Origin of the sequence: Amycolatopsis melonis, assembly GCF_040064235.1 — a bacterium.
Taxonomy (GTDB): domain Bacteria; phylum Actinomycetota; class Actinomycetes; order Mycobacteriales; family Pseudonocardiaceae; genus Amycolatopsis; species Amycolatopsis melonis.
Genome location: NZ_JBDZYD010000007.1, coordinates 122674 through 142549, shown reverse-complemented (window position 1 = coordinate 142549; position 19876 = coordinate 122674). Strand labels below are relative to the sequence as shown.

Sequence of the window (19876 nt, the reverse complement as noted above, 5' to 3'; positions counted from 1 at the left end):
CGGCTCATGGGGGCGGAAACCCCCATGTGGGGGGGGTGAGCGCGGCGGGCCCCCCCCCGGGGGGGGCGGGGGGCGCCCCGCCCCCCCCGGCGCTGGCGCACAACGTGCTGATCTCCTCGGACCCGGCGAACGGCTCGTCCGTCGCCACCGGCCCGGCGAAGATCAGCCTGACCTTCGACCAGTACGTGCAGGGCGCGGACGTCAACCAGATCGCGGTGACCGGACCCGGTGGCGGCCAGTGGGCCGAGGGACCGATCAGCGTCGTGAACAACGTCATCAGCGCGCCGCTGCGGCCGCTCGGCCCGGCCGGGAAGTACACAATCGGGTACCGGGTGCTGTCCGCGGACGGCCATCCCGTCACCGGTGAGCTGTCCTTCACCCTGACCACGGCGGGCACCGGCACGCCTGCCGCCGTCGACGCGGCCCGCTCGCCGGGCGGCTCGGCGCAGGCGGCACCGCAGCCGTCGTCCTCGACCGGCGTGCCGATCTGGGTCTGGATCGCCGGCGCCGTCGTGCTGCTGGCCATCGGGCTGACCGTCGCCCTGCGCTCGGGCGGCAAGATCGAAGAGAAGAACGGATGACCCAGGCCGAGACCACCGTCCACCCCCGCTACGCGACGCTGCTGTGCGTCGTGACGGCGGGCCTGCTCGGCGCCCTGATCGGCGTCGCGCTCATGACCACCGCCCCGGTCCCCGGCGTGGTGGAACCCAGCGCGGTGGTCTCGGCGGGCATCCCGGTCGTGCGGGTCCTGCTCGACCTCGCCGCGGTCACGACCATCGGGCTCGCGCTGCTGTCGGTGCTCGTCGGCTACGACCGGCCGAAGCTCACCGAGCCGGTGATGCGGCTGGCCCGCCCGGCCGCCGTCGCCGCCGCGCTCGTGTGGGCCACCGCCGCGGTCGTCGCGCTGATCCTGCAGACCGCGGAGTACAAGCCGGGATCGTCGACGCTCGCGCCGTCGGACATCGGCCGGTACATCGCCGACGTCGGGGCGGGCAAGGCACTCGTCATCGTGGCCGTGCTCGCCCTCGGGCACGCCGGGCTCGGCGCGCTGGCACTGCGCTTCGGCGAGAAGGTGCCCGCCGAGGTCCGCGTCGGGCTCGGCCTGTTCGCGCTGCTGCCGCTGCCGGTCACCGGGCACGCGTCGAACTGGAACTACCACGACTACACGATGATCTCGATGGAGCTGCACGTCATGAGCGCCGTCGCCTGGACCGGCGGCCTCGGCGCGATGGCCGTGCTCCTGGTGGCGAACCGGACGCTGCTGGCGCACGCGCTGCCCCGGTTCTCCAAGCTCGCCACGCTCTGCCTGGTCATGTCGGCCGCGACCGGGCTGTTCAACGGCCTGATCGAGATCTCGCTCAATCCCACCCTCGGCTTCTGGGCGGGGATCTTCACGACGCCGTACGGGCAGCTGTTCGTCCTGAAGACGGTGTGCACCGGGCTCATCGCGCTGCTCGGCGCCCACGTGCGCTGGCGGCTGATGCCGCGGATCGTCCGGCACCAGCGGACGGCGCTCGCCGCGTGGGCGACGCTCGAGCTGACGGTGATGGGACTGGCTTTCGGGTTCGCCGTCGTGCTGACGCGGGCGCCGGTCGTCGCGTCCTGAACCTCATCCTCGCAGGTCGGACACGGTGGGTAGCTGCAAATTGCGCATTGGGATGACCCGTGATCCATTGGGGGCGATACGTCCGACCGAACTTTCTACCCAGAGCGGGTGCCCTTTCGGAAGCGACGAACGGTCATTTGCAGTCGGCGAATGCACGTGCAGACTGTGGTGCCGATCACACGAAGTGACAGATCGGGCTCAGCGGTAACGCGTCCAGCGCGCGTCCGTCCGGCCGGTCCGGAGGTCCTCCAGGCGCCGGAACAGCTCGGGCCGCACCTGCGGCCTGCTGCGCAGGATGGGCAGCACGCTGGTCGTCAGCTTCAGCTCGCGGATACCGCGGAGCACGGCGAAACCGGGCCAAGACGTCACGTCGAAGCCGTAGGCGGCGGCGAACGTCCGGTACGCCACCGGCGGGTCGCCGAACCGCTCACGGCCGACGGCCAGCGGTGTCAGGTCCCATTCCGGCGGGCCGACGCACGAGGAGTCGAAGTCGCAGAGCACCGGCCCGTCCGGGCCCGGGATGACGTTGCCGGGGTAGGCGTCACCGTGCACCAGGCCCCTGGCCAGCGGAAACTCCAGCTCGGCCAGGGCGGCTTCGAGTTCGGCGCAGCGGTCGAGGAGGAACGCCCGGTCGGCGTCGCTCAGCTCCTCGGCGTCGGACACCCTGGCCCGCACCGCGGCGAACGGCGCCCACTCGGCGAGGCCGTCCGGCGGAGGCAGGGCGTGCACCTGACGCAGGAGGCGGGCCAGGTCGGCGGCCGTCGCCGGGCGGCCGATGCTCGGCACCTGGTGCCACACGGTCACCAGGTGCCCGCCGACTTCCAGCGGCTGCTCGACGCCGTCGAGCAGCCGGATGGCGGGGACGCCGTGCCGTTCGAAGTGCCGGGCCACGCGCACGACCGTCCCGACCCGGTGCCGCAGCCGCGTCGAGCCGACGATCCGGATCACGAAAGGCGCGGTGACCAGCGCATACACCGCGTTGTTCGTGAACCGCAGCAACCGCGCACCCGTCGGATCCAGGCCGAGAAGCGCGCAAGTCTCGGCCAGCACGCCCCGCAGTTTCGCGGACGTGAACCGGCCGGCCAAGACGGCTCCGGCGCCCCTGCCGCTCCCGGCGTCAGGCGGCGTAGAAAGCGTGGAGGCGATCGGCGAGGTCACGGGCGTCGGCGTTGTTGCGGCGGCGCTCGGCTTCTTCCTGCAGCGGCCGCATGCGGTCCTTGACCCGCTCGGACTTGATGCCCTCGGCGCAGTCGATGGCCTTGCCGCCGACCTTGGCGCCGTGGTCGAGGTCGCCGTCGAGCAGGTGGTTGGTGGCGAGCGCGCTCAGCATGAACGCCTTCGACCGGGCCATGTCGTCGTCGTAGGACTCGACGGCCCTGGTCAGCGCCGGGATGGCGTACTTGGTGTGCTCGGCGTTCTTCTGCGCGAGGACGGTGTGGACGGTCCCGACCATGGCGTAGACGTCGGTCTCGGTGAAGAACTTCACCCACGACTCGGCTTCGGCCAGGTTGGCGCGCTCGAACTCGTCCTTGCTCCGGCCGAGCAGCTTCACCGCCTGCTCCTCGTTGCCCATCATCGCGTAGGCCCAGGCCTCGTTGGCGCACAGCACGGAGACGGCCAGCTCGGAACCGCTTTCCTGGGCGGCGATCTGGCCAAGCTGGAACAGCTTCAGCGCGTCGTTCGGGGCGTCCTGGTGCAGGTAGACGCGGCCCATGCGGTAGAGCACGTTGGCCACCAGCGGGTGGTTCTCGCCCTGCTTGGCCAGGTCCAGCGCGTTCGCGAAGTGGCCGCGGGCGGAGTCCATCAGCCCGGTGTCGAAGGAGGTCCAGCCTGCCAGCGAGTGGAGGTCGGCGAGCGCCACGTACAGGCGGTTCTTGACGAGGTCGGTGCCCTGCGCCTCGAGCATCTGCTGTCCCCAGGACAGCTGCGCGACCACGGCGTCGCGGCAGAACCCGCCGCCGTACTGGTAGTCCAGCGCCCGGAGCGCGCGCGTGGCGGCCTCCACCTGGCGCACGTCGGTCATGCCGATGCGCCCCGGTGCCGGCGTCCGCGCCGGTCCCGCCGACCAGGTGCCCGATTCCGGACCGAACACCGCCGCCCCCATCGTGACCTGGGCGGCATGCGCGAGGAACCTCCGTCGCTTCACGGACTCGTCCTCCTCAGCCTGCTGGCCGTCGGCGGAGCCGACGACCCGTATCTGCGTGGCCTCGTCGTAGGCGAGGCCCATGTATCCACGGGGGACGCCCAGGCCGTCGGCGATCCTCGTGAGCACGTCGTAGGCCATGACCTGGCGACCCTTGAGGATCTCCGACACCTCGGACTGGGACTGGCCGGTCATCGCGGCGATCTGGCGCTGCGAGACACCGTGCTTGCGCAGGAGGCGGTAGACGGCACTGATCTCGCGGGTGGCGAGCGCAGCTCTCATCTCCGCCTGTTCCCAGGCGTCGGCGGGCACTGCGTGGCTCTGCCGGGCTTCGGCACTGCCACCGTTACTGGCGTCCATCGCGCCCCCTCCACTGTCCGGTCGGGCGTCTGTGAAACAGCGTAGGCAAACCTGGGAAACCGTGGGAACAGCCGGACTGGCGCCCTGATCGGTCCGGGCGAAGTCCGTTGACCGCTTACCGTGGAACCGAGTCCGGTCACCGCTATGACGCCATTTCGACCTTCTATCGCACCGGGTTTCACCTCACTGTAGTTGTCAGATCTCCGTCACCGCCCGGACACCGGCAGCGATCACGGAGAGCTACGAAAACCGCAGCGTGGTGACAAGACGATGTTGCAGAAGGCATCTTCGAGGACTTTCGACAGAGCGGAGAAGGGCGTGGAGTTCGTGGACTCGTTCGCAGGAGGACATGCCGGCACGGCCACCCGCGCCGTGCGGCCGTCGGTCGCGACGGTCTCTCCCGTCTCCGCCGTCCGCCCCGTCGCCCCGGCCCCGGCGGTGGACCCCCGCACCGCGAGCGTCCGCCACTACGAAGGCGGCCAGCTGGTGTGGCGGGTGCAGTGCGGCGACCTGATCAGCCGGGAACGTGCGGTGACGGTGTTCGTCGAAGACAACCAGGTGGTACTGGTCTCGCCTCCCGGCGAGACCGCGCGGCTGACGTCCGGCCAGCTCGGCCAGCTGCGCGCCGCGCTCAACGAAGCCGCCAAGATGGCGGAAAGGTGACGGTGAGCTGACATGGATCAGGTTCTCGGACAGGTGCTCCGCAACGCGGTCTGGGAGCGCCTCGACATGCTGACCGACCTGGCGAACCGCGCCGACGCCCAGTCATTGGTCTCGGTCGCGCGGTCCGAACTGCCGCGCCTGACCGAAGCGTGGCGCGCGATGCTCAAGATGCACGAGCCCGACGAGCGCGGCGACTGCCCGACCTGCTCGACCCGGTGGCACCGCTGCAAGGCGCCGTGCTCGGTCTGGCAGGTTGCGCACGAGCACCTGGTGGCAGGCGGGCTGGCCCCGCAGCAGCAGGCCCCGGCGAGCCGCCTGCACGGTCGGCGCAAGAGCCCGGTCCAGGTCCACCCGGCCGCCCCGACGGCGGCGGAGACCACCGGCCGCCACGCGCTGGTGAACCCGCGCCGCCCGGTCACGGCCTGATCCCCCCAGACCGGCGAGCACGGCCCCGCTCCGATCGCCCCATCGGACCCGTGCCGGACCTCGCCGTCGGCCGGGGACTGTTTCGCCCGCACCCCCGAGCAGTGCGAACCAGTCCTCGGCCAGCACCCGGTCCCCACCGCGATTAATCGAAAAATTTCCGCGTTAGCCCTAGCCCAGGCGGTAATCCCCCGCTAGATTGATCACCGAAGACGGCCATGGATCATGGGTCTGGTCCTGCCGCAACCCGCTTCCAAGCGGCCCCCGAATTCCGCGGGCCGGTGCCGTTGCACTCCCCTCCCCCGACCGGCACCGGCCCGCGGTTCCACGTCTCCGCTCGTCAGCGGACCGCCTTCACGCGCAGCACGAGCACCGCGGCCAGCAGCGTCGCGACCGCCGAAGCCGCGAACAGGCCCGAGTAACCGCCCAGGTAAGCCAGCACCAGCGGCGTCACCAGCGGGGCCACCACCTGCGGCAGCGAATTCGCGATGTTGATGACACCCAGGTCCTTCGCGCGGTCCTGCGCCGTCGGCAGCACCTGCGTCAGCATCGCCAGCGCGACCGCCATGTACGCGCCGAAGCCGACACCGAGCAGCGGGGACGCCGTCAGCGCGACCGGCCAGCTCGGCCAGAACACCAGCAGCAGCGCGGCCACCGCCATCACCGCGGACGCCGCCAGGACGTACGGCTTGCGCCGTCCCGACTTGTCGGAGAAGTTCCCCGCGAGCACCGCGCCGGCGACGAGCGCGACGCCGTAGAGCGCCATCATGATGAGCAGCCCGGCGTCCGGGTCGGCGTAGTGCACCGCGTCCTTGAGGAAGAACCACAGGTACAGCGTCCCGAACGCGTTGCCGAGGTTGATCATGAAGTGGCACGACCACGCCCACGCGAAGTCCGGGTGCCGCCGCGGCGAGACCCAGAGGTTGCGGACGACCTCGCCTGCCTTCGACGACGGGCGGAACTCGACCGGCAGGCGCGCGTCCGGGGTCCGGAGCACGAAGAACGCGGCGCCGATCACGACGATCCCCGCGCAGACGGCGTAGGCGAGCGGCAGTCCGGCAATGCCGAGCACGACGACCACCACGACCGCGCCCAGCACCGTGCCGAGCATCTGCGCGATCCCGACCAGCCCGCCGACGTGCGCACGCTGCCCGACCGGCACGCGGTCGGCGATCGCGGACATCAGGGTCGCCAGCATCCCGTTGAGCCCGGCCTGCACCAGGCACCAGCCGGTGACCATCACCGCGACGCCGGGGGCGAACGCCAGCACCAGCAGCCCGGCGGCGGCGACGGCCGCGCCGATCACCGTCCACGGGTGGCGGCGGCCGAACCGCGAGCACGTCCGGTCCGACAGCAGCCCGACCGCCGGGTTGACGACCAGCGCCACGGCCGCGCCGACACCCATCACCAGGCTGAGCACGAACTCCTTGTTCACCTGGTCGAGCAGCTCGGCCTGCTTCGGCAGCAGGACCTGGATCGGCGCGTAGATCCCCAGCCACAGCGCGATGTTCGCGAAGAACAGCAGGCTCATCCAGCCGGGCCGCACCCGCACGACGGGCTCGGCGAGCGCTTCGGGGAGCGCCTGGGTCGTTTCACTCATTCCGCACCAGCTTCCGGTACCAGTGGAACGAGTCCTTCGGCGTCCGCCGCAGGGTCTCGTAGTCGACGTGCACCAGGCCGAAGCGCGGCGCGTAGCCCTTGGACCACTCGAAATTGTCCAGCAGGGACCAGCAGAAGTAGCCACGGACGTCGACGCCGGCGTCCATCGCCTCGCGCAGCGCGACGAGGTGACTGTGCAGGAAGTCGATGCGTTCCGGGTCGTGCACACCGCCGTCTTCGGCGACTTCGTCGTCGAAGCTGCAGCCGTTCTCGGTGATCTGGATGGGCGGCAGCTTCTCGCGGTAGCGGCGGTGGAAGTCCAGCAGCAGCTCACGCAGGGCGTGCGGGACGATCGGCGAGTCGTTGGTCGTCATCGGATAACCCTCGATCGGGTGAAGCTCGAAGGGCAGCGGGTTGCCCGGACCGGGTTTCGCGACGCCTTGCGGCTCGTAGTAGTTGATGCCGTAGAAGTCCAGCGGCTGCGCGATCGTCGGCAGGTCCTCGGCGAAGCCGGCGGGGAGGTGCTCGTGCAGCTGCTCGGGGTAGGTGCCGAGCAGCATCGGGTCGGCGTAGAGCCGGTTGAGCAGCGCGTCGAGCCAGACCGCGGCGGCTTCCGAGTCGTCGTCCGCGGGCCAGATCGGCGAGTGGTTGTTGGCCGTGCCGATGTTCGTCGCGCCGGCCGCGCGGAGAGCCTGGACGGCGAGGCCGTGCGCGAGATTCTGGTGGTGCGCGGTGGGAACGGCGTCGAGCAGGAGCATCTTGCCGGGCGCGTACTCGCCGATCCCGTACCCGAAGATGGACATGACCATCGGCTCGTTGAGCGGAATCCACAGTTTCACCCGATCGGCGAAGCGGTCTCCGATGATCCGGGCGTATTCGGCGAAGCGGTCGGCGGTCTCGCGGGAGAGCCAGCCGCCCTCGTCCTCGATCGCCTGCGGGGTGTCCCAGTGGTAGAGCGTGACGGCGGGGGCGATGCCCGCGGCGCAGACGGCGTCGATCAGCTTGTCGTAGAAGCCGAGGCCCTCGGGGTTTGGCGCGCCCTTGCCGTCGGGCTGGATGCGGGGCCAGGCGATGGACATCCGGTAGGCACCGACCCCGAGCTCGGCCATCAGCGCGACGTCTTCGGGGTAGCGGTGGTAGTGGTCGGCGGCTACGTTGGCTTGTTCACCGCGCGCGATCTTGCCTTCGGTCGCGGTGAACGTGTCCCAGATGGACGGTCCGCGGCCACCTTCGCGGGTGGCGCCTTCGATCTGGAACGCCGAGGTCGAAACACCCCAGAGGAAGTCGGACGGGAAGATCGGGTTCTGCACCGGCTGCTGACCCCTTCGTCAGGCCACCCGTACGGGTGAACATGAAAAGTTCTCATATACTAGGTCTTCACTCGTCCGTGGGGAAGCCCGTCGGCACGATAAAGTCCCAGATCAGACGAGGAGGAGCGCCGTGTCCGACATCCAGGCCGCGAAGGTGCCGGCAGAAGCCACCCCCCTGCGTCGCCAACCGGTTCAGCAGCGCAGCGCGAAGCGGGTCGAGCAGATGCTCGACGCAAGCGCGGCCCTGATCGACGAACTCGGTTACGACGCTTTGACAACGACGTTGATCGCCAAACGAGCGGGGGTGGCGGTCGGCTCGCTGTACCAGTTCTTCCCCGACAAGCGCGCGGTCGTGCAAGCGCTTACGGCCCGCAACCTGGAACGCTTCGTCGCAGCGGTGAACGAGCGGCTCAAGGAACTCGAGTCGGAGCACTGGTGGGACCTCGTCGACTCGATCCTCGACATCTACCTCGAGATGCACCGAACGGTCCCGGGCTTTTCGAAGGTCCACTTCGGCGACATCATCGACCGCCAGCTCCTCGACGAAACCCGCGACAACAACACGGTGATCGTCGATTCCCTGACCGACCTCCTGGCGGCTCGGGTCGACCGGCCGGTGGAGGACCTGCGGTTCGCGATCACGATCGCCAACGAGGTGGCGGACGCTCTGCTGAAGCTGGCGTTCCGGCGGGAGCCGAGCGGGGACGAGAAGATCGTCGCCGAGGCGAAGTATGTGGTGAAGGGGTACCTGGCGGCTCGGTTCGGGGAGCGGTCCTAGGGTCTGTATCGACTGGACCCATCGGGGCCGGGCGCTTTCGTCGCATCTGGTGCAGCGAACGGGCCTTTCGGCTCACCTGATGCGAGGAAAGTCCCTTTCAGCCGGGCTCCTCAGCCGGATGTAGTGAATGAGTCGTTCATGTCGCCCTTCGTCGACCCCGTCCGACGCACGACACTCGTTGTCCGCCTGTCCACAGAAGTTGTCCACAGGTATGCACAGTTGTGGACAACCTGCTCGGTTCGGCGGGGTTTGTCGGGGGGCGCCGGTAGACTGGGCCTGGGGACGCCCCCCTGGGAGTGGCGGGGGCCCGGCACCGTCCCGCTGTGCCGTCGCGCTGAAGGTGCCCTTCGGTGTATCTGATGCGGTGAAGGGCGCCTTCACTGCATCAGAGGTAAGCAAGGTGCCCTTCGGCTCAGCGTGAGCCGGCAGTCCCGAAGACCGGACCCGGGTGAGCCTGCGCCTCCACGAGGTGAACGACTCTTTCCTGTCGTCAGACGAGGTGAACGACTCGTTCATGACGTCCGGTCACCCCCGCGGCACAGCGACTTTCCCGGGATAGGGTGGGGGCTGCGGATGGCGATGTGCGGCCGCGACAGGCGCCTTCGGGGGTTCATCCACCAGGGCGTTCAGCTCGGGCCCGGGATGGCTGTTCTCCTGCGGTGTGGTGACGATCGGTCGGCGAAAGGCGTGCGGTGGCCGGACTGCCTGCGGAAATCCGTCCGGGGGATATCTACGAGGACTGCTCGTTCCATCCCGTCCTCTGCACCTACGTCGACGATGGCGACGAGATCGGGGGCATCTCGCTGATCGACGCCAGCTCTCCGCGGGCCTGCTCGCTCAGCGGGTGCGCGGTCGTCAAGCTCTCCATCGACGACGTCATCGCGGCGCGGGCCGACTGGCCCGCCTATCTCGCGCGCCGCCAAGCGGAGTTCGAAGCTCGGGGACGGTGAGCTCAGCCGAAGTTCTGGTGCTCTCCCCGGTACGTCGGGACCGTGCGTTCCACCCGGTCGCCCAGCACCAGGTGGTAGTGCGTGAACCGCTCGGCCAGCTCGCCCGCCTTCGCGTGGCGGAGCCACACCCGGTCGCCGAGCTTCAGCGTTCGGGCCGCCCGGCCCGTTACCGGGGTCTGGACTTCGCCCGCTCCCTCCACTCCGAGGAACTTGAGGCCCGCCGGGAGGTACGGGGACGGCTGGCGGGATGGGCCCGTCGGGCCGGATGCGATGTAGCCGCCCGAAAAGAGCGTGGCGATCGCCCGGGTTGGGCGGCGGACCACCGGGAGGGCGAACAGGGCTGCCGGGCGGGGCTTGAACCTGCTGTAGCCGTCGAAGAGCGTGGGACCGATCAAACCCGAGCCTGCCGCTATCTCCGTCACCACCGCGTCCGCGCCCGTCGACTCGATGCTGCCCGTGCCGCCGCCGTTGACGAACTCCAATGGCGTCAGCGCCTGGATTGCGCGGACCGCCGCGCCGCGGCGGCGGGCCAGCTCGGCTGCCGAACGGCGTTGCATCCAACCAACCACCAGCTGCTTCAGCCTCCGGCCTGCCGCGTCGCCGAGGCCCGCGATCTGGCCTTCGTACGCCATCACGCCCACCAGGCGGAAGCCGGCTCGCGCCACGACTTCGCGGGCGAACGCGGCTGCCTGCTTCGGGGTGAACAGCGGTGAGCGACGCGTTCCGACGTGGATTCCGGGGGCCGGGCGCCAGGATGCGTCCAGTTCCAGGCACACCCGGATCTCCGGGTGGCCGTGGCCGAGGGCCGCGTCGACCAGGTCCAGGTGTTCCGGGGAGTCGACCATGATCGTGATCGCCGCGCGGGCGCGCTCCGATGCGGCCAGGCGGCGGAGGGCCTCGTGGTCGGCCGTCGGGTACGCGACGACGATGTCGTCCGTCGTGCCGTGCTCGACGTGCCAGATCGCTTCGGCCAGCGAGTAGCACATCAGGCCTTCGAAGCCCGGCATCGCCAGCACGCGCTCCAGCAACGCGCGGCAGCGCACCGACTTGCTGACCACGCGGATCGGCTTGCCCGCCGCGCGGCGCCGGAGGTCTTCGGCGTTCGCGTCGAAGGCCGCCAAGTCGACGACGGCCAAGGGCGGATCGAGGTCCTTGGTCGCCAAGTCGTACACCGTCGCACTGGTCACGAGGTCTAAAGTACGACACGAAGGCTTGAAACGCGAATACTATTCACTTACTGTTTCGGACACTCGACGACGAAGGGTGTGCGCGCATGACCCGGTGGACCAACTGGGCGGGCACGGCGTCCGCCTCACCGCAGCACGTTCACCAGCCGCGCAGCACCGCGGAGATCGCGGCCGCCGTCGAAGGTGTCGCCGCGGCCGGCCGGACCGTGCGCCCCTGGGGCAGCGGGCACTCCTTCACCGCGATCGCCGCTGCCGACTCAGATGCCCTCGACCTGCGGCACTGGACCGGCATCGAGCGCGCCGACCTCGAAACCGGGCTCGTCACCGTCCGCTCCGGCACGACGATCCGGGAGCTCAACGCCGCCCTCGACGCGCTGGGCCTGGCCATGACCAACCTCGGCGACATCGACGCACAGACCATCGCCGGCGCGATTTCCACCGGCACCCACGGCACCGGCGCCAAGCTCGGCGGCCTCGCCACCCAGATCGCCGCGCTGGAACTCGTCCTCGCCGACGGCTCGATCGTCACCTGCTCGGCCGGGGAACGCCCGGACCTCTTCGCCGCCGCCCGCGTCGGGCTCGGCGCGCTCGGCGTCATCACCACCGTGACCCTGCGCTGCGAGCCGGCGTTCTTCCTGCGCGCGCAGGAGCGGCCGGAGCCGCTGGAGCAGGTGCTCGAAGGCTTCCACGACTTCGCCGACAGCAACGACCACTTCGAGTTCTACTGGTTCCCGTACGGCAAGAACGCGCTGGTCAAGCGCAACAACCGGGGTGACACCGCCCGGCCGCTGAGCAAGCTGCGCGAGTTCGTCGACTACCGGATCATGGAGAACGTCGCCTTCGGCGGCCTCTGCCGGACCGGGCGGCTGATGCCGAAGCTGGTGCCTTCGCTCGGCAGCTTCGCCTCGAACGTCCTGAGCGCGCGCGAGTACAGCGACCGTTCGCACCGCGTCTTCGTCACCGCGCGGGACGTCCGGTTCACCGAGACCGAGTACGCCGTTCCGCGCGAATCCGTGCTGGACGTCCTCGCCGAGCTGCGCGCGCTGGTGCCGAAGCTGAAGGACCCGGTGATGTTCCCGGTCGAGGTGCGGGTTGCCGCCGGCGACGACATCTGGCTGTCGACCGCGCAGGGCCGCGACTCCGCCTACATCGCCATCCACCAGTTCGTCGGCATGCCCTACCGCGAGTACTTCAGCGCATTCGAGAAGATCGCCGGCGCCGTCGGCGGCCGCCCGCACTGGGGCAAGATGCACGACCTCGACGCCGGCGTCCTCCGCTCGCGGTACCCGCACTTCGACGACTTCCTGCGCGTGCGCAAGGAAACCGACCCGAACGGCGTGTTCACCAACACCTACCTGGACCGGGTGCTCGGCCCGGCCTAGAACAGCGCCGACACCGATTCGCCGTTGTGGATCCGGCGGATCGCCTCGGCCATGGCCGGCGCGATCGACAGGATCTTCAGCTTCTCGGTGCGCTCTTCCTCCGGCACCGGGACCGTGTTGGTGCAGACGATCTCCAGCACCTCGGGACGGCCGCCGATGCGCTCGATGGCCTTCGCCGCGAACAGCCCGTGCGTACACGCGACGCGGATCGAGCGCGGCTTCAGCTCGGCCAGCCGGTCCAGCAGTTCCAGCACCGTACTGCCCTTGGCGATCTCGTCGTCGAGCACGATGACGTCGCGGCCGGTGATCTCGCCGATCACCGACGTGATCTGGACGCGGTCGTCGGGGAAGCGTTCCTTCGCGCCGGCCGCGACCTGGACACCGAGCAGCCGCGCGAAGTGCGACGCCTCCTTCGCGTTGCCCAGGTCCGGCGAAACGACGGTGGCGCGCGACAGGTCGTATTGCCGGAAGTGCTTGGCCAGCTCCTGCAGTGCGTGCAGGTGGTCGACCGGGACGCTGAAGAAGCCGTGGACCTGCGGCGAGTGCAGGGTCATCGCCAGCACGCGGCTCGCGCCCGCGGTCACCAGCAGGTCGGCGACCAGGCGGCCGCCGATGGAGATGCGCGGCGCGTCCTTCTTGTCCGAGCGCGCGTACGAGTAGTGCGGCATCACGGCGGTGATGCGGGACGCCGAGGCGCCGCGGGCCGCGTCGAGCATCAGCAGCAGCTCGACCAGGTGCTCCTGCACCGGCTTGACCAGCGGCTGGATGATGAAGACGTCGCGTTCGCGGCAGTTGGCCTGCAGCTGAACCTCGAGGCAGTCGTTGGCGAACCGCTGGATTTCGACCGGCCGCAGCGGCACGCCGAGGTGCTGGCAAATCTCTTCGGCCAGCTCGGGGTGCGCGCTGCCGCTGAAGACGGCGATCTCTCTCGATGTGTCGTTCACAGTGCCGAGATCGCCTCGTCGAGGGTGGCCTCGCCCGAGACCAGGGTCAGGGTGCGGTGCACCGAAGCGGGCGTCTCCAGCAGCCGGACGAGCACGGCGGCGACGTCGTCGCGCGGGATCGGGCCGCGGTCGGCCTTCTCGGCCAGCAGGACGCGTCCGGTGCCGGGGTCGTCGGTGAGCTGCCCCGGCCGCAGGATCGTCCAGTCGAGGTCGCGGGCCTTGAGGTCGTCCTCGGCCGCCCGCTTGGCACGCAGGTAGTGCCGGAATTCCTCGGTGACGTCGGGGTTCTCCGGATTGCCCGCACCGATCGACCCGACCTGGATGTGACGGCGGACCCCGGCGCGCTCGGCCGCTTCGGCGAACAGCGCCGCGGCGCCACGGTCCACAGTGTCCTTGCGGGCGGGACCGCTGCCCGGGCCCGCGCCGGCGGAGAACACCGCGGCGTCGGCGCCTTTCAGGACCTCGGCGACGGCGTCCACATCGGAGTTCTCCAGGTCGAGCACCACGGCCTCGGCGCCGGCGGCTTCGAGGTCCGCCACGTGGGCGGGGTTCCGGACGATGCCGACCGCTTCGTCACCGCGCGCGGCGAGCAGCCGCTCCAGCCGCAGCGCGATCTGACCGTGTCCACCTGCAATGACGACTCGCATGGAGCCGACACTAGTGGGAAGCGGGCGCCTCTGCGGTGCGGAGGAGGTGGTCGTAGACCAGCTCGTTGACCAGGCGGGAGACCGGGTCCTCGGCGAGCACGACGCGCTCGGTGCGGCCCTCGAGGTCGAGGTCGACGACCGCGTTCGGGTCGGCGGTCACGACGGCGAGGCCGTACGCGCGGGCGCGCGGCAGGCAGTTGCCGACGTAGTCCTCGGTGAGGACGGTCGGCGACGGGAGCACCATCGCGGCCTCGCCGTAGCGGGCGAACGGAACCGCGGAGGCCATCGCGGTGCGCCAGTGGCGCGCGACGGCCAGGACGCCGACGATCTCGGCGGCCGGGGCGGGGGCGGTTCCGGCCAGCTCCGGCCAGGTCCAGGTGTCGACGGTGGCGCGGTCGGCCACCGGGCCGGCACCCATCGCGATGCGCTCGGCGTGCACGTCGGTGCGGAGCTTGGCGACCACGCAGACCTTGCGGCCGAGGATCGTGGTCTCGGGCAGGACGACGCCGCTCCAGCCGAGCTGGGCGGCGGCGGCGCGGGCGAGCTCGTCGACGCTCGCGGGGAGCTCGATCGGCGGCACCACGCGGCTCGGCATCGACCGGCTGCGCTTCGCGCCACCGGCGACCGTCGAGCGCTCGGTGTTCTGGGGTGTAGCCGCCACGAGTCCGCCTCCTTCAAACCTGCACTGCACCGTGACCGGGGAAAACCGGCACAGGACCTGTCTAACAGCGCGGCGGCGCGGCGTCGCCGGGTAGTGCGAGTGGCTGCGATCGGCGGCGCCCAGCGGTCGATGACCGGTCGGTGGGCGGTCATCGGACTTCGGTCGAACGGTGCGGCCAACCGAGTGAGAGCGAGGTGAGTGGCATTACGGTGCGCCCACGACCGACTACCCGGGGACGTCCGCGGCAAACCCGGTCCGGCTGGGCCGTTCGGCCCAACCGGGTGGCGTTCCACAGTGGACGCGGGGCGCTGAGCTGCGGATGTCCGCCGTCACCCACATGGCGGTGAGCTACGCCGCAGCGGACACGGGCGCCCGGGACTAAAGTTACCCACCAGTCACTTAGTCGCCGCCGTGGAGGACCGATGCGCTCCCCGAAGGACTTCTTCGCCCCGCTCGCCCTGGGCGCGCCCGCTCCCGTGCGGGAGATCCCGGTGACGCCGTCCCGGATGATCCACTTCTTCGACCCCGGCAACGAGAAGATGGCGGCGAAGGTGCCGGACCTGGCGAAGAAGGTCGACGTCCTGCTCGGGAACCTCGAGGACGCCGTCCGCGCCGACCGCAAGGAGGCCGCGCGCGCCGGGCTGGTCGCGATCGCCAAGGCGAACGACTTCGGGAAGACGCAGCTGTGGACCCGGGTCAACAGCCTGGACTCGCCGTGGGTGCTGGACGACCTGATCACGCTGGTCACCGAGATCGGCGACAAGCTCGACGTGATCATGGTGCCGAAGGTCGAGGGCGCGCAGGACATCCACTACGTCGACCGGCTGCTGGCCCAGCTGGAAGCCCGCGCGGGCCTGACGAAGCCGTTGCTGGTGCACGCCATCCTCGAGACGGCCAGCGGAGTGGCCAATGTGGAGGAGATCGCCGGCGCGAGCCCCCGCATGCAGGGCATTTCCCTGGGCCCGGCCGACCTGGCCGCGAGCCGCCGGATGAAGACCACGCGCGTCGGCGGCGGGCATCCGGGGTACCTGGTGCGCACCGACCCGGTCGGCGAGGACCTGACCGCGGGCCGGACGACGTACCAGCAGGACCTCTGGCACTACACGGTGGCGCGGATGGTCGACGCGTGCGCGATGCACGGGATCCTGCCGTACTACGGGCCGTTCGGGGACATCCGCGACGTCGTGGCGTGCGAGGACCAGTTCCGCAACGCGTTCCTGCTCGGCTGCGTCGGCGCGTGGAGCCTGCACCCGGTGCAGATCGACATCGCGAAGAAGGTGTTCTCGCCGTCGCCGTCCGATGTGGCCTGGGCGCGCCGGGTGATCGCCGAGATGGGCGACGGCACGGGCGCGGTGATGATCGACGGCAAGATGCAGGACGACGCGTCGGTGAAGCAGTGCCGCGTGGTCGCCGAACTGGCCGACGCCCTCGCGGCGGACGACCCCGAACTCGCGGCCGCCTACGACGCGGCCACCAAGGAGGCTCTCGGATGACCACGCCCCGGCGTTCGGTGCTGTACATGCCCGGCGCGAACGAGCGCGCGCTGGAGAAGGCCAAGACGATCCCGGCGGACGCGCTGATCCTCGACCTCGAGGACGCCGTCGCCCCGGACGCGAAGGAGGCGGCCCGCGAGCGGGTGTGCGCCGCGGTCGGTTCGTACGGTTCCCGCGAGGTGACGATCCGGGTCAACGGCCTGGACACCCAGTGGCACGACGCCGACCTGCGCGCGGCGGCGGCCGCCGGACCGGCCGCGGTGGTCGTGCCGAAGGTGAACTCGGCGGCCGAGGTACACAACATCGAACGTGCGCTGGAGCTGGGCGGCGCCCCGGACCACACGAAGATCTGGGCCATGGTCGAGACGCCGGTGGCCATGCTGCACGCGGAGGAGATCGCGGCAGCCTCGGAGCGGCTGACGGTGCTGGTGATGGGCACGAACGACCTGGCCAAGGAGCTGCACGCGGAGTTCGTCCCTGGCCGCGGGCCGCTGCTGGGCGGGCTTTCGCTGTGCCTGCTGGCGGCCCGGGCGACCGGAAAGGTGATCCTCGACGGCGTCTACAACGACGTGAAGGACCTCGAGGGGTTCGAAGCGGAGTGCGAGCAGGGACGGCAGTACGGGTTCGACGGGAAGACGTTGATCCACCCGGCCCAGGTCGAGCCGTGCAACCGGATCTTCGCACCGTCGGAGGAGGAGATCGACCGGTCGCGGCGGATCATCGAGGCGTTCGAAGAGGCGCAGGCGTCCGGCAGGGGTGTGGTCACTGTGGACGGGCGGATGATCGAGAACCTGCACGTCGAGAACGCGCGGCGGGTGCTGGCGCTGGCGGAGGCCGTGGCGGGCTGAAGGAGTCCTCCAGCCCGCCGGCGGTTCACTGCGGCAGCGAGTCCGTCCACTCGGCACTGACCTCGGCGCCCTGCGGGCCGGGGACCTGCATGACCGCGCCGTCCGCGGTCACGTACATCGAGGTGTGGCTGATGCGGCCCGTGGCAGGGTCGACGACCAGGCGGTAGTCCTCCGGAAGGAGGAACCCGCGGCCGCCGGGGACCGGGCCCAGGTCCTTGACTCCCGGGTAGGCCGCGATCGAGCGGAATGCCGCCGCCCGGACCGCCGGGGGTGCCGGCAGGGTCGACACCAGGGAAACCATCGACAGCAGCAGCTCCCGCTCCCGGTCCGCCGCGGTGAACGGGCCCGCGCTCGTCCGGGCGCCGCTGTGGGCGATCGCGTTCGCGAGCCAGTCGCGCAACGCCGCCGGGTCGGTGGGCAGCGTGCGGATCTGCTCGAACGTCACCTCGATGGCCGCCAGCCGCAGCGGGAAGTACCCCAGTGACATGACCCGGCCGCCGGACTTCGCCCCGCGGAACCACAGGTGACCGTCGGCGCTCGTCCAGTATTCGTAGGCGTCCTTGCCCGAGCCGGTGCGGATGTGCCAGTACTTGCCGGTGCCGTCCGGGGTGCGTTCCGCGACGGTGGCCGCCGCCAGCAGCACCTGCTGTCCGGTGACGACCGGGGCCACCGCCTGGGGCTGAGGCGCCGGCGCCGGAGCGCCGGGCAGGGTCGCCACCACGACGGCGGCCGCGGCTGCCGCGGCCACGAGGCCCGCGCCGAGGGCGAACGGGCGGATGCGGCGGCGGGGTGTGGCGAGCATCCGGTTCAGCAGGCGGTGACGGCTGCGGTCCACGACCTCCTGGCTGGGCTCGGCGGGCAGCAGGGCCGCGCGCAGGGTCTGCAGGTCATTCATCGACGGACTCCTTGGCGAGAACGGGGGTGAGCTTCTGGCGGGCACGCGTCAGCCGGGAGCCGACCGTGCCCGGGGAGATGCCGAGTGCTTCGGCCACTTCCGCGTAGCCGAGTTCGCCGAGCGCCACGAGCAGCAGGACGTCGCGCTCGCCGGTGGACAGCCGGGAGAGGGCCTTGGCGATCCGGCCGGTCATGACCGCCGAGACGACCCGGTTCTCGTGGCCTTCCACGGCCGGGGACGCCTCCAGCCGCGCGAGGGCGCGGTAGTGGCGGGCTTCCTTGCGGCGGTGGCGGGACACCAGGTTCGTCGCGATGCCGAACAGCCAGGCCCGCAGGTCGCCGCGGGTGGCGTCGAACGTCCGGCGGCGGTCGAAGGCGACCAGGAACGTCTCGGCCGCGACGTCCTCCGCCGCCTGGGTGCCGAGGCGGCCTGCGACGTACCGGTGGATGTCCGCGAAGTAGCGGTCGTGCACCTCGGTGAACTGCTCGCTGCCGAGCACCGGGGCCGCCGTCATGGGGCTGCCTCTGTCATGGGGTTCCTTCCCGTCGGCGACAGCTTCACCCCCACTTCGCCGAAGGGCCGGAACTTCTTCCCTACCCGATCGGCCAGGGCCGCTGCGGCGGCCGGAGCCGTTCGTACGCCGCCGCGGCGCGCAGGACGCCGAGGTCGTCGAAGCGGCGGCCCGCGATCTGGAGGCCGATCGGCCGTCCGTCGCCGGTGTACCCGCAGTTCAGCGACACCGCGGGCTGGCCGGACATGTTGTACGGGACGGTGAACGCGATGTGCTCGAACGGCCGCGCCGGGTCGTTCGTCGGGGACGCCCACTCGGCAGGCGGGGCCGCGACCGGGCACGTCGGCGACAGGACGACGTCGAAGGCGGACGTCGCCCGCAGCGCCGCGACGCTGGTCGCGTCGATCTGCGCGAAGCCGCGGTAAACGTCCACTCCGGACACTTCCGCGCCGCCTGCCGCCCACTCCGCGATGTACGGCAGGACCTTCGCGCGCCGCTCCTGCGGGACCGCGAGCAGGTCCGACCAGGCACGCGTGCGCCAGAAGACGTCGAGGCCGTCGAGCATCTCGCGGGTCAGGAACGGCCCGACCGGCTCGACGACCGCGCCCGCGGCCTCGAACGTCCGGGCCGCGGCCGTGACCGCGTCGAGGGTTTCCGGGTCCACCGGAAGCCCGGGGCCGGAGTCGAGGTGCAGGCCGACGCGCAGGCCGTCCAGGGAAAGATCCAGCGACGACCAGTCGAGGTCCGACGGCGGCAGGCACAGGTGATCGCGTGAATCCGGCCGCGACAGCACGCTCATCAGCAACGCCGTGTCCGCGACCGTGCGGGTCATCGGGCCGGCGACGCGGCCGAGGAACGGCGGGTCGACCGGGACCCTGCCGAAGCTCGGCTTCAGCCCGACCAGGCCGCACCAGCCCGCGGGCAGCCGGATCGAGCCGCCGATGTCGGTGCCGACGTGCAGCGGGCCGTAGCCCGCGGCGGCCGCCGCGCCCGCGCCCGCGCTCGACCCGCCCGGCGTCGCGGACGTCAGCCACGGGTTCCGGGCCGTGGCGTGGAAGCTCGACAGCCCGGAGGTCAGCATCCCGTAGTCCGGCATGGTCGTCTTGGCCAGCAGGACGCCACCGGACTCGCGGACGCGGGCGGCCGCGGGCGCGTCCTCGGCGGCCGGGACCAGTGCCGTCGCCGCCGTGCCCAGCGGCACCGGCGTGCCGCGCGTGGCGATGTTCTCCTTGAGCGTCAGCGGAACGCCGTCGATCGGACCCAGCGGTTCGCCGGACGCCCAACGCGCTTCGGACGCCTTCGCGTCTTCGCGGGCGGCCGAAGGGTCGTACGCGTACAACGCGCGCAGCTCAGGCTCTCGCGCCTCGATGCGCGTGAGAACGGCTTCGGTGACCTCGACCGGCGAGAGCGTCTTCGCGCGGTACTGCGCCACGAGTTCGACGGCGGTCAGGTCGGGCAGCTCGGTCATGAGCCCTC

At 70.8% G+C, this 19876-nt stretch carries 20 protein-coding genes; 9 read left to right on the top strand and 11 right to left on the bottom strand.

Annotation, left to right across the window (positions count from 1 at the left end; genetic code table 11):
* Positions 1-26: 26 nt before the first annotated feature.
* A complete protein-coding gene (locus ABJI51_RS19970; RefSeq protein ID WP_348952563.1) occupies positions 27-581 on the top strand; it encodes a copper resistance CopC family protein in 555 nt (184 codons plus the stop codon).
* The gene (locus ABJI51_RS19965; RefSeq protein WP_348952562.1) at positions 578-1606 is read left to right on the top strand and encodes a copper resistance D family protein; all 1029 of its coding nucleotides are present in this window, start codon (positions 578-580) and stop codon (positions 1604-1606) included. Before ABJI51_RS19970 ends, ABJI51_RS19965 begins: the two co-directional genes overlap by 4 nt.
* 198 nt (positions 1607-1804) lie before the next feature.
* Here ABJI51_RS19965 and ABJI51_RS19960 read toward each other — a convergent pair whose 3' ends face one another.
* Positions 1805-2692 carry a phosphotransferase gene (locus tag ABJI51_RS19960; RefSeq protein ID WP_348952561.1) on the bottom strand — a complete coding sequence of 296 codons (888 nt, stop codon included), beginning with the start codon at positions 2690-2692 and terminating at the stop codon, positions 1805-1807.
* A 31-nt stretch (positions 2693-2723) separates the two neighbouring features.
* The gene (locus ABJI51_RS19955) at positions 2724-4109 is read right to left on the bottom strand and encodes an NsdA family TPR-like regulatory protein (RefSeq protein ID WP_348952560.1); all 1386 of its coding nucleotides are present in this window, start codon (positions 4107-4109) and stop codon (positions 2724-2726) included.
* Between the two features lie 318 nt (positions 4110-4427).
* Between ABJI51_RS19955 and ABJI51_RS19950 the strand changes: the two genes are divergently transcribed.
* Positions 4428-4772 carry a hypothetical protein gene (locus ABJI51_RS19950; protein ID WP_348952559.1) on the top strand — a complete coding sequence of 115 codons (345 nt, stop codon included), beginning with the start codon at positions 4428-4430 and terminating at the stop codon, positions 4770-4772.
* Positions 4773-4784: 12 nt separating this feature from the next.
* Complete coding sequence (locus tag ABJI51_RS19945) at positions 4785-5198, top strand: hypothetical protein (RefSeq protein ID WP_348952558.1); 414 nt, start codon at positions 4785-4787, stop codon at positions 5196-5198.
* Positions 5199-5535: 337 nt separating this feature from the next.
* Here the strand turns inward: ABJI51_RS19945 and ABJI51_RS19940 are convergent, their stop codons facing one another.
* Entirely contained in the window at positions 5536-6795 is a 1260-nt protein-coding gene (locus ABJI51_RS19940; RefSeq protein WP_348952557.1) for an MFS transporter, read from the bottom strand.
* Complete coding sequence (locus ABJI51_RS19935) at positions 6788-8104, bottom strand: GH1 family beta-glucosidase (protein WP_348952556.1); 1317 nt, start codon at positions 8102-8104, stop codon at positions 6788-6790. The genes ABJI51_RS19940 and ABJI51_RS19935 overlap by 8 nt, the downstream gene beginning before the upstream one ends.
* 130 nt (positions 8105-8234) lie before the next feature.
* On the opposite strand from ABJI51_RS19935, the gene ABJI51_RS19930 reads away from it, so the two are divergent.
* Together ABJI51_RS19930 and ABJI51_RS19925 are read left to right on the top strand one after the other, a co-directional pair.
* Entirely contained in the window at positions 8235-8882 is a 648-nt protein-coding gene (locus ABJI51_RS19930; protein ID WP_348952555.1) for a TetR/AcrR family transcriptional regulator, read from the top strand.
* Between the two features lie 692 nt (positions 8883-9574).
* Entirely contained in the window at positions 9575-9832 is a 258-nt protein-coding gene (locus tag ABJI51_RS19925; protein ID WP_348952554.1) for a hypothetical protein, read from the top strand.
* Between the two features lie 2 nt (positions 9833-9834).
* On the opposite strand, the gene ABJI51_RS19920 is transcribed toward ABJI51_RS19925, so the two are convergent.
* On the bottom strand, positions 9835-11019 hold the full coding sequence (locus tag ABJI51_RS19920; RefSeq protein ID WP_348952553.1) for an amino acid deaminase/aldolase: 1185 nt from the start codon (positions 11017-11019) through the stop codon (positions 9835-9837).
* Between the two features lie 86 nt (positions 11020-11105).
* Here ABJI51_RS19920 and ABJI51_RS19915 point away from each other — a divergent pair, with 86 nt between their 5' ends.
* Complete coding sequence (locus tag ABJI51_RS19915; RefSeq protein WP_348952552.1) at positions 11106-12401, top strand: D-arabinono-1,4-lactone oxidase; 1296 nt, start codon at positions 11106-11108, stop codon at positions 12399-12401.
* Here the strand turns inward: ABJI51_RS19915 and ABJI51_RS19910 are convergent.
* From ABJI51_RS19910 to ABJI51_RS19900, 3 genes are read right to left on the bottom strand one after another with little or no spacing between them, the layout of a single operon-like run.
* Positions 12398-13345, bottom strand: coding sequence for a ribose-phosphate diphosphokinase (locus tag ABJI51_RS19910; protein ID WP_348952551.1), 948 nt, complete (start codon positions 13343-13345; stop codon positions 12398-12400). The two genes, ABJI51_RS19915 and ABJI51_RS19910, sit on opposite strands and share 4 nt — an antisense overlap.
* Positions 13342-13992 (bottom strand): SDR family oxidoreductase, encoded by a 651-nt coding sequence (locus ABJI51_RS19905; RefSeq protein ID WP_348952550.1) that lies wholly within the window; start codon positions 13990-13992, stop codon positions 13342-13344. Before ABJI51_RS19905 ends, ABJI51_RS19910 begins: the two co-directional genes overlap by 4 nt.
* 10 nt (positions 13993-14002) lie before the next feature.
* Positions 14003-14653, bottom strand: coding sequence for a hypothetical protein (locus tag ABJI51_RS19900; protein WP_348952549.1), 651 nt, complete (start codon positions 14651-14653; stop codon positions 14003-14005).
* A 422-nt stretch (positions 14654-15075) separates the two neighbouring features.
* On the opposite strand from ABJI51_RS19900, the gene ABJI51_RS19895 reads away from it, so the two are divergent.
* Entirely contained in the window at positions 15076-16146 is a 1071-nt protein-coding gene (locus ABJI51_RS19895; RefSeq protein WP_348952548.1) for an HpcH/HpaI aldolase/citrate lyase family protein, read from the top strand.
* The gene (locus ABJI51_RS19890; RefSeq protein ID WP_348952547.1) at positions 16143-16994 is read left to right on the top strand and encodes an HpcH/HpaI aldolase/citrate lyase family protein; all 852 of its coding nucleotides are present in this window, start codon (positions 16143-16145) and stop codon (positions 16992-16994) included. Before ABJI51_RS19895 ends, ABJI51_RS19890 begins: the two co-directional genes overlap by 4 nt.
* A 25-nt stretch (positions 16995-17019) precedes the next feature.
* Here ABJI51_RS19890 and ABJI51_RS19885 read toward each other — a convergent pair whose 3' ends face one another.
* The 3 genes from ABJI51_RS19885 to ABJI51_RS19875 form a co-directional block, all read right to left on the bottom strand.
* Complete coding sequence (locus tag ABJI51_RS19885; RefSeq protein ID WP_348952546.1) at positions 17020-17889, bottom strand: CU044_5270 family protein; 870 nt, start codon at positions 17887-17889, stop codon at positions 17020-17022.
* The gene (locus tag ABJI51_RS19880; protein WP_348952545.1) at positions 17882-18403 is read right to left on the bottom strand and encodes an RNA polymerase sigma factor; all 522 of its coding nucleotides are present in this window, start codon (positions 18401-18403) and stop codon (positions 17882-17884) included. Before ABJI51_RS19880 ends, ABJI51_RS19885 begins: the two co-directional genes overlap by 8 nt.
* A gap of 79 nt (positions 18404-18482) precedes the next feature.
* Positions 18483-19868 carry an amidase gene (locus tag ABJI51_RS19875; protein ID WP_348952544.1) on the bottom strand — a complete coding sequence of 462 codons (1386 nt, stop codon included), beginning with the start codon at positions 19866-19868 and terminating at the stop codon, positions 18483-18485.
* Positions 19869-19876: the final 8 nt, after the last annotated feature.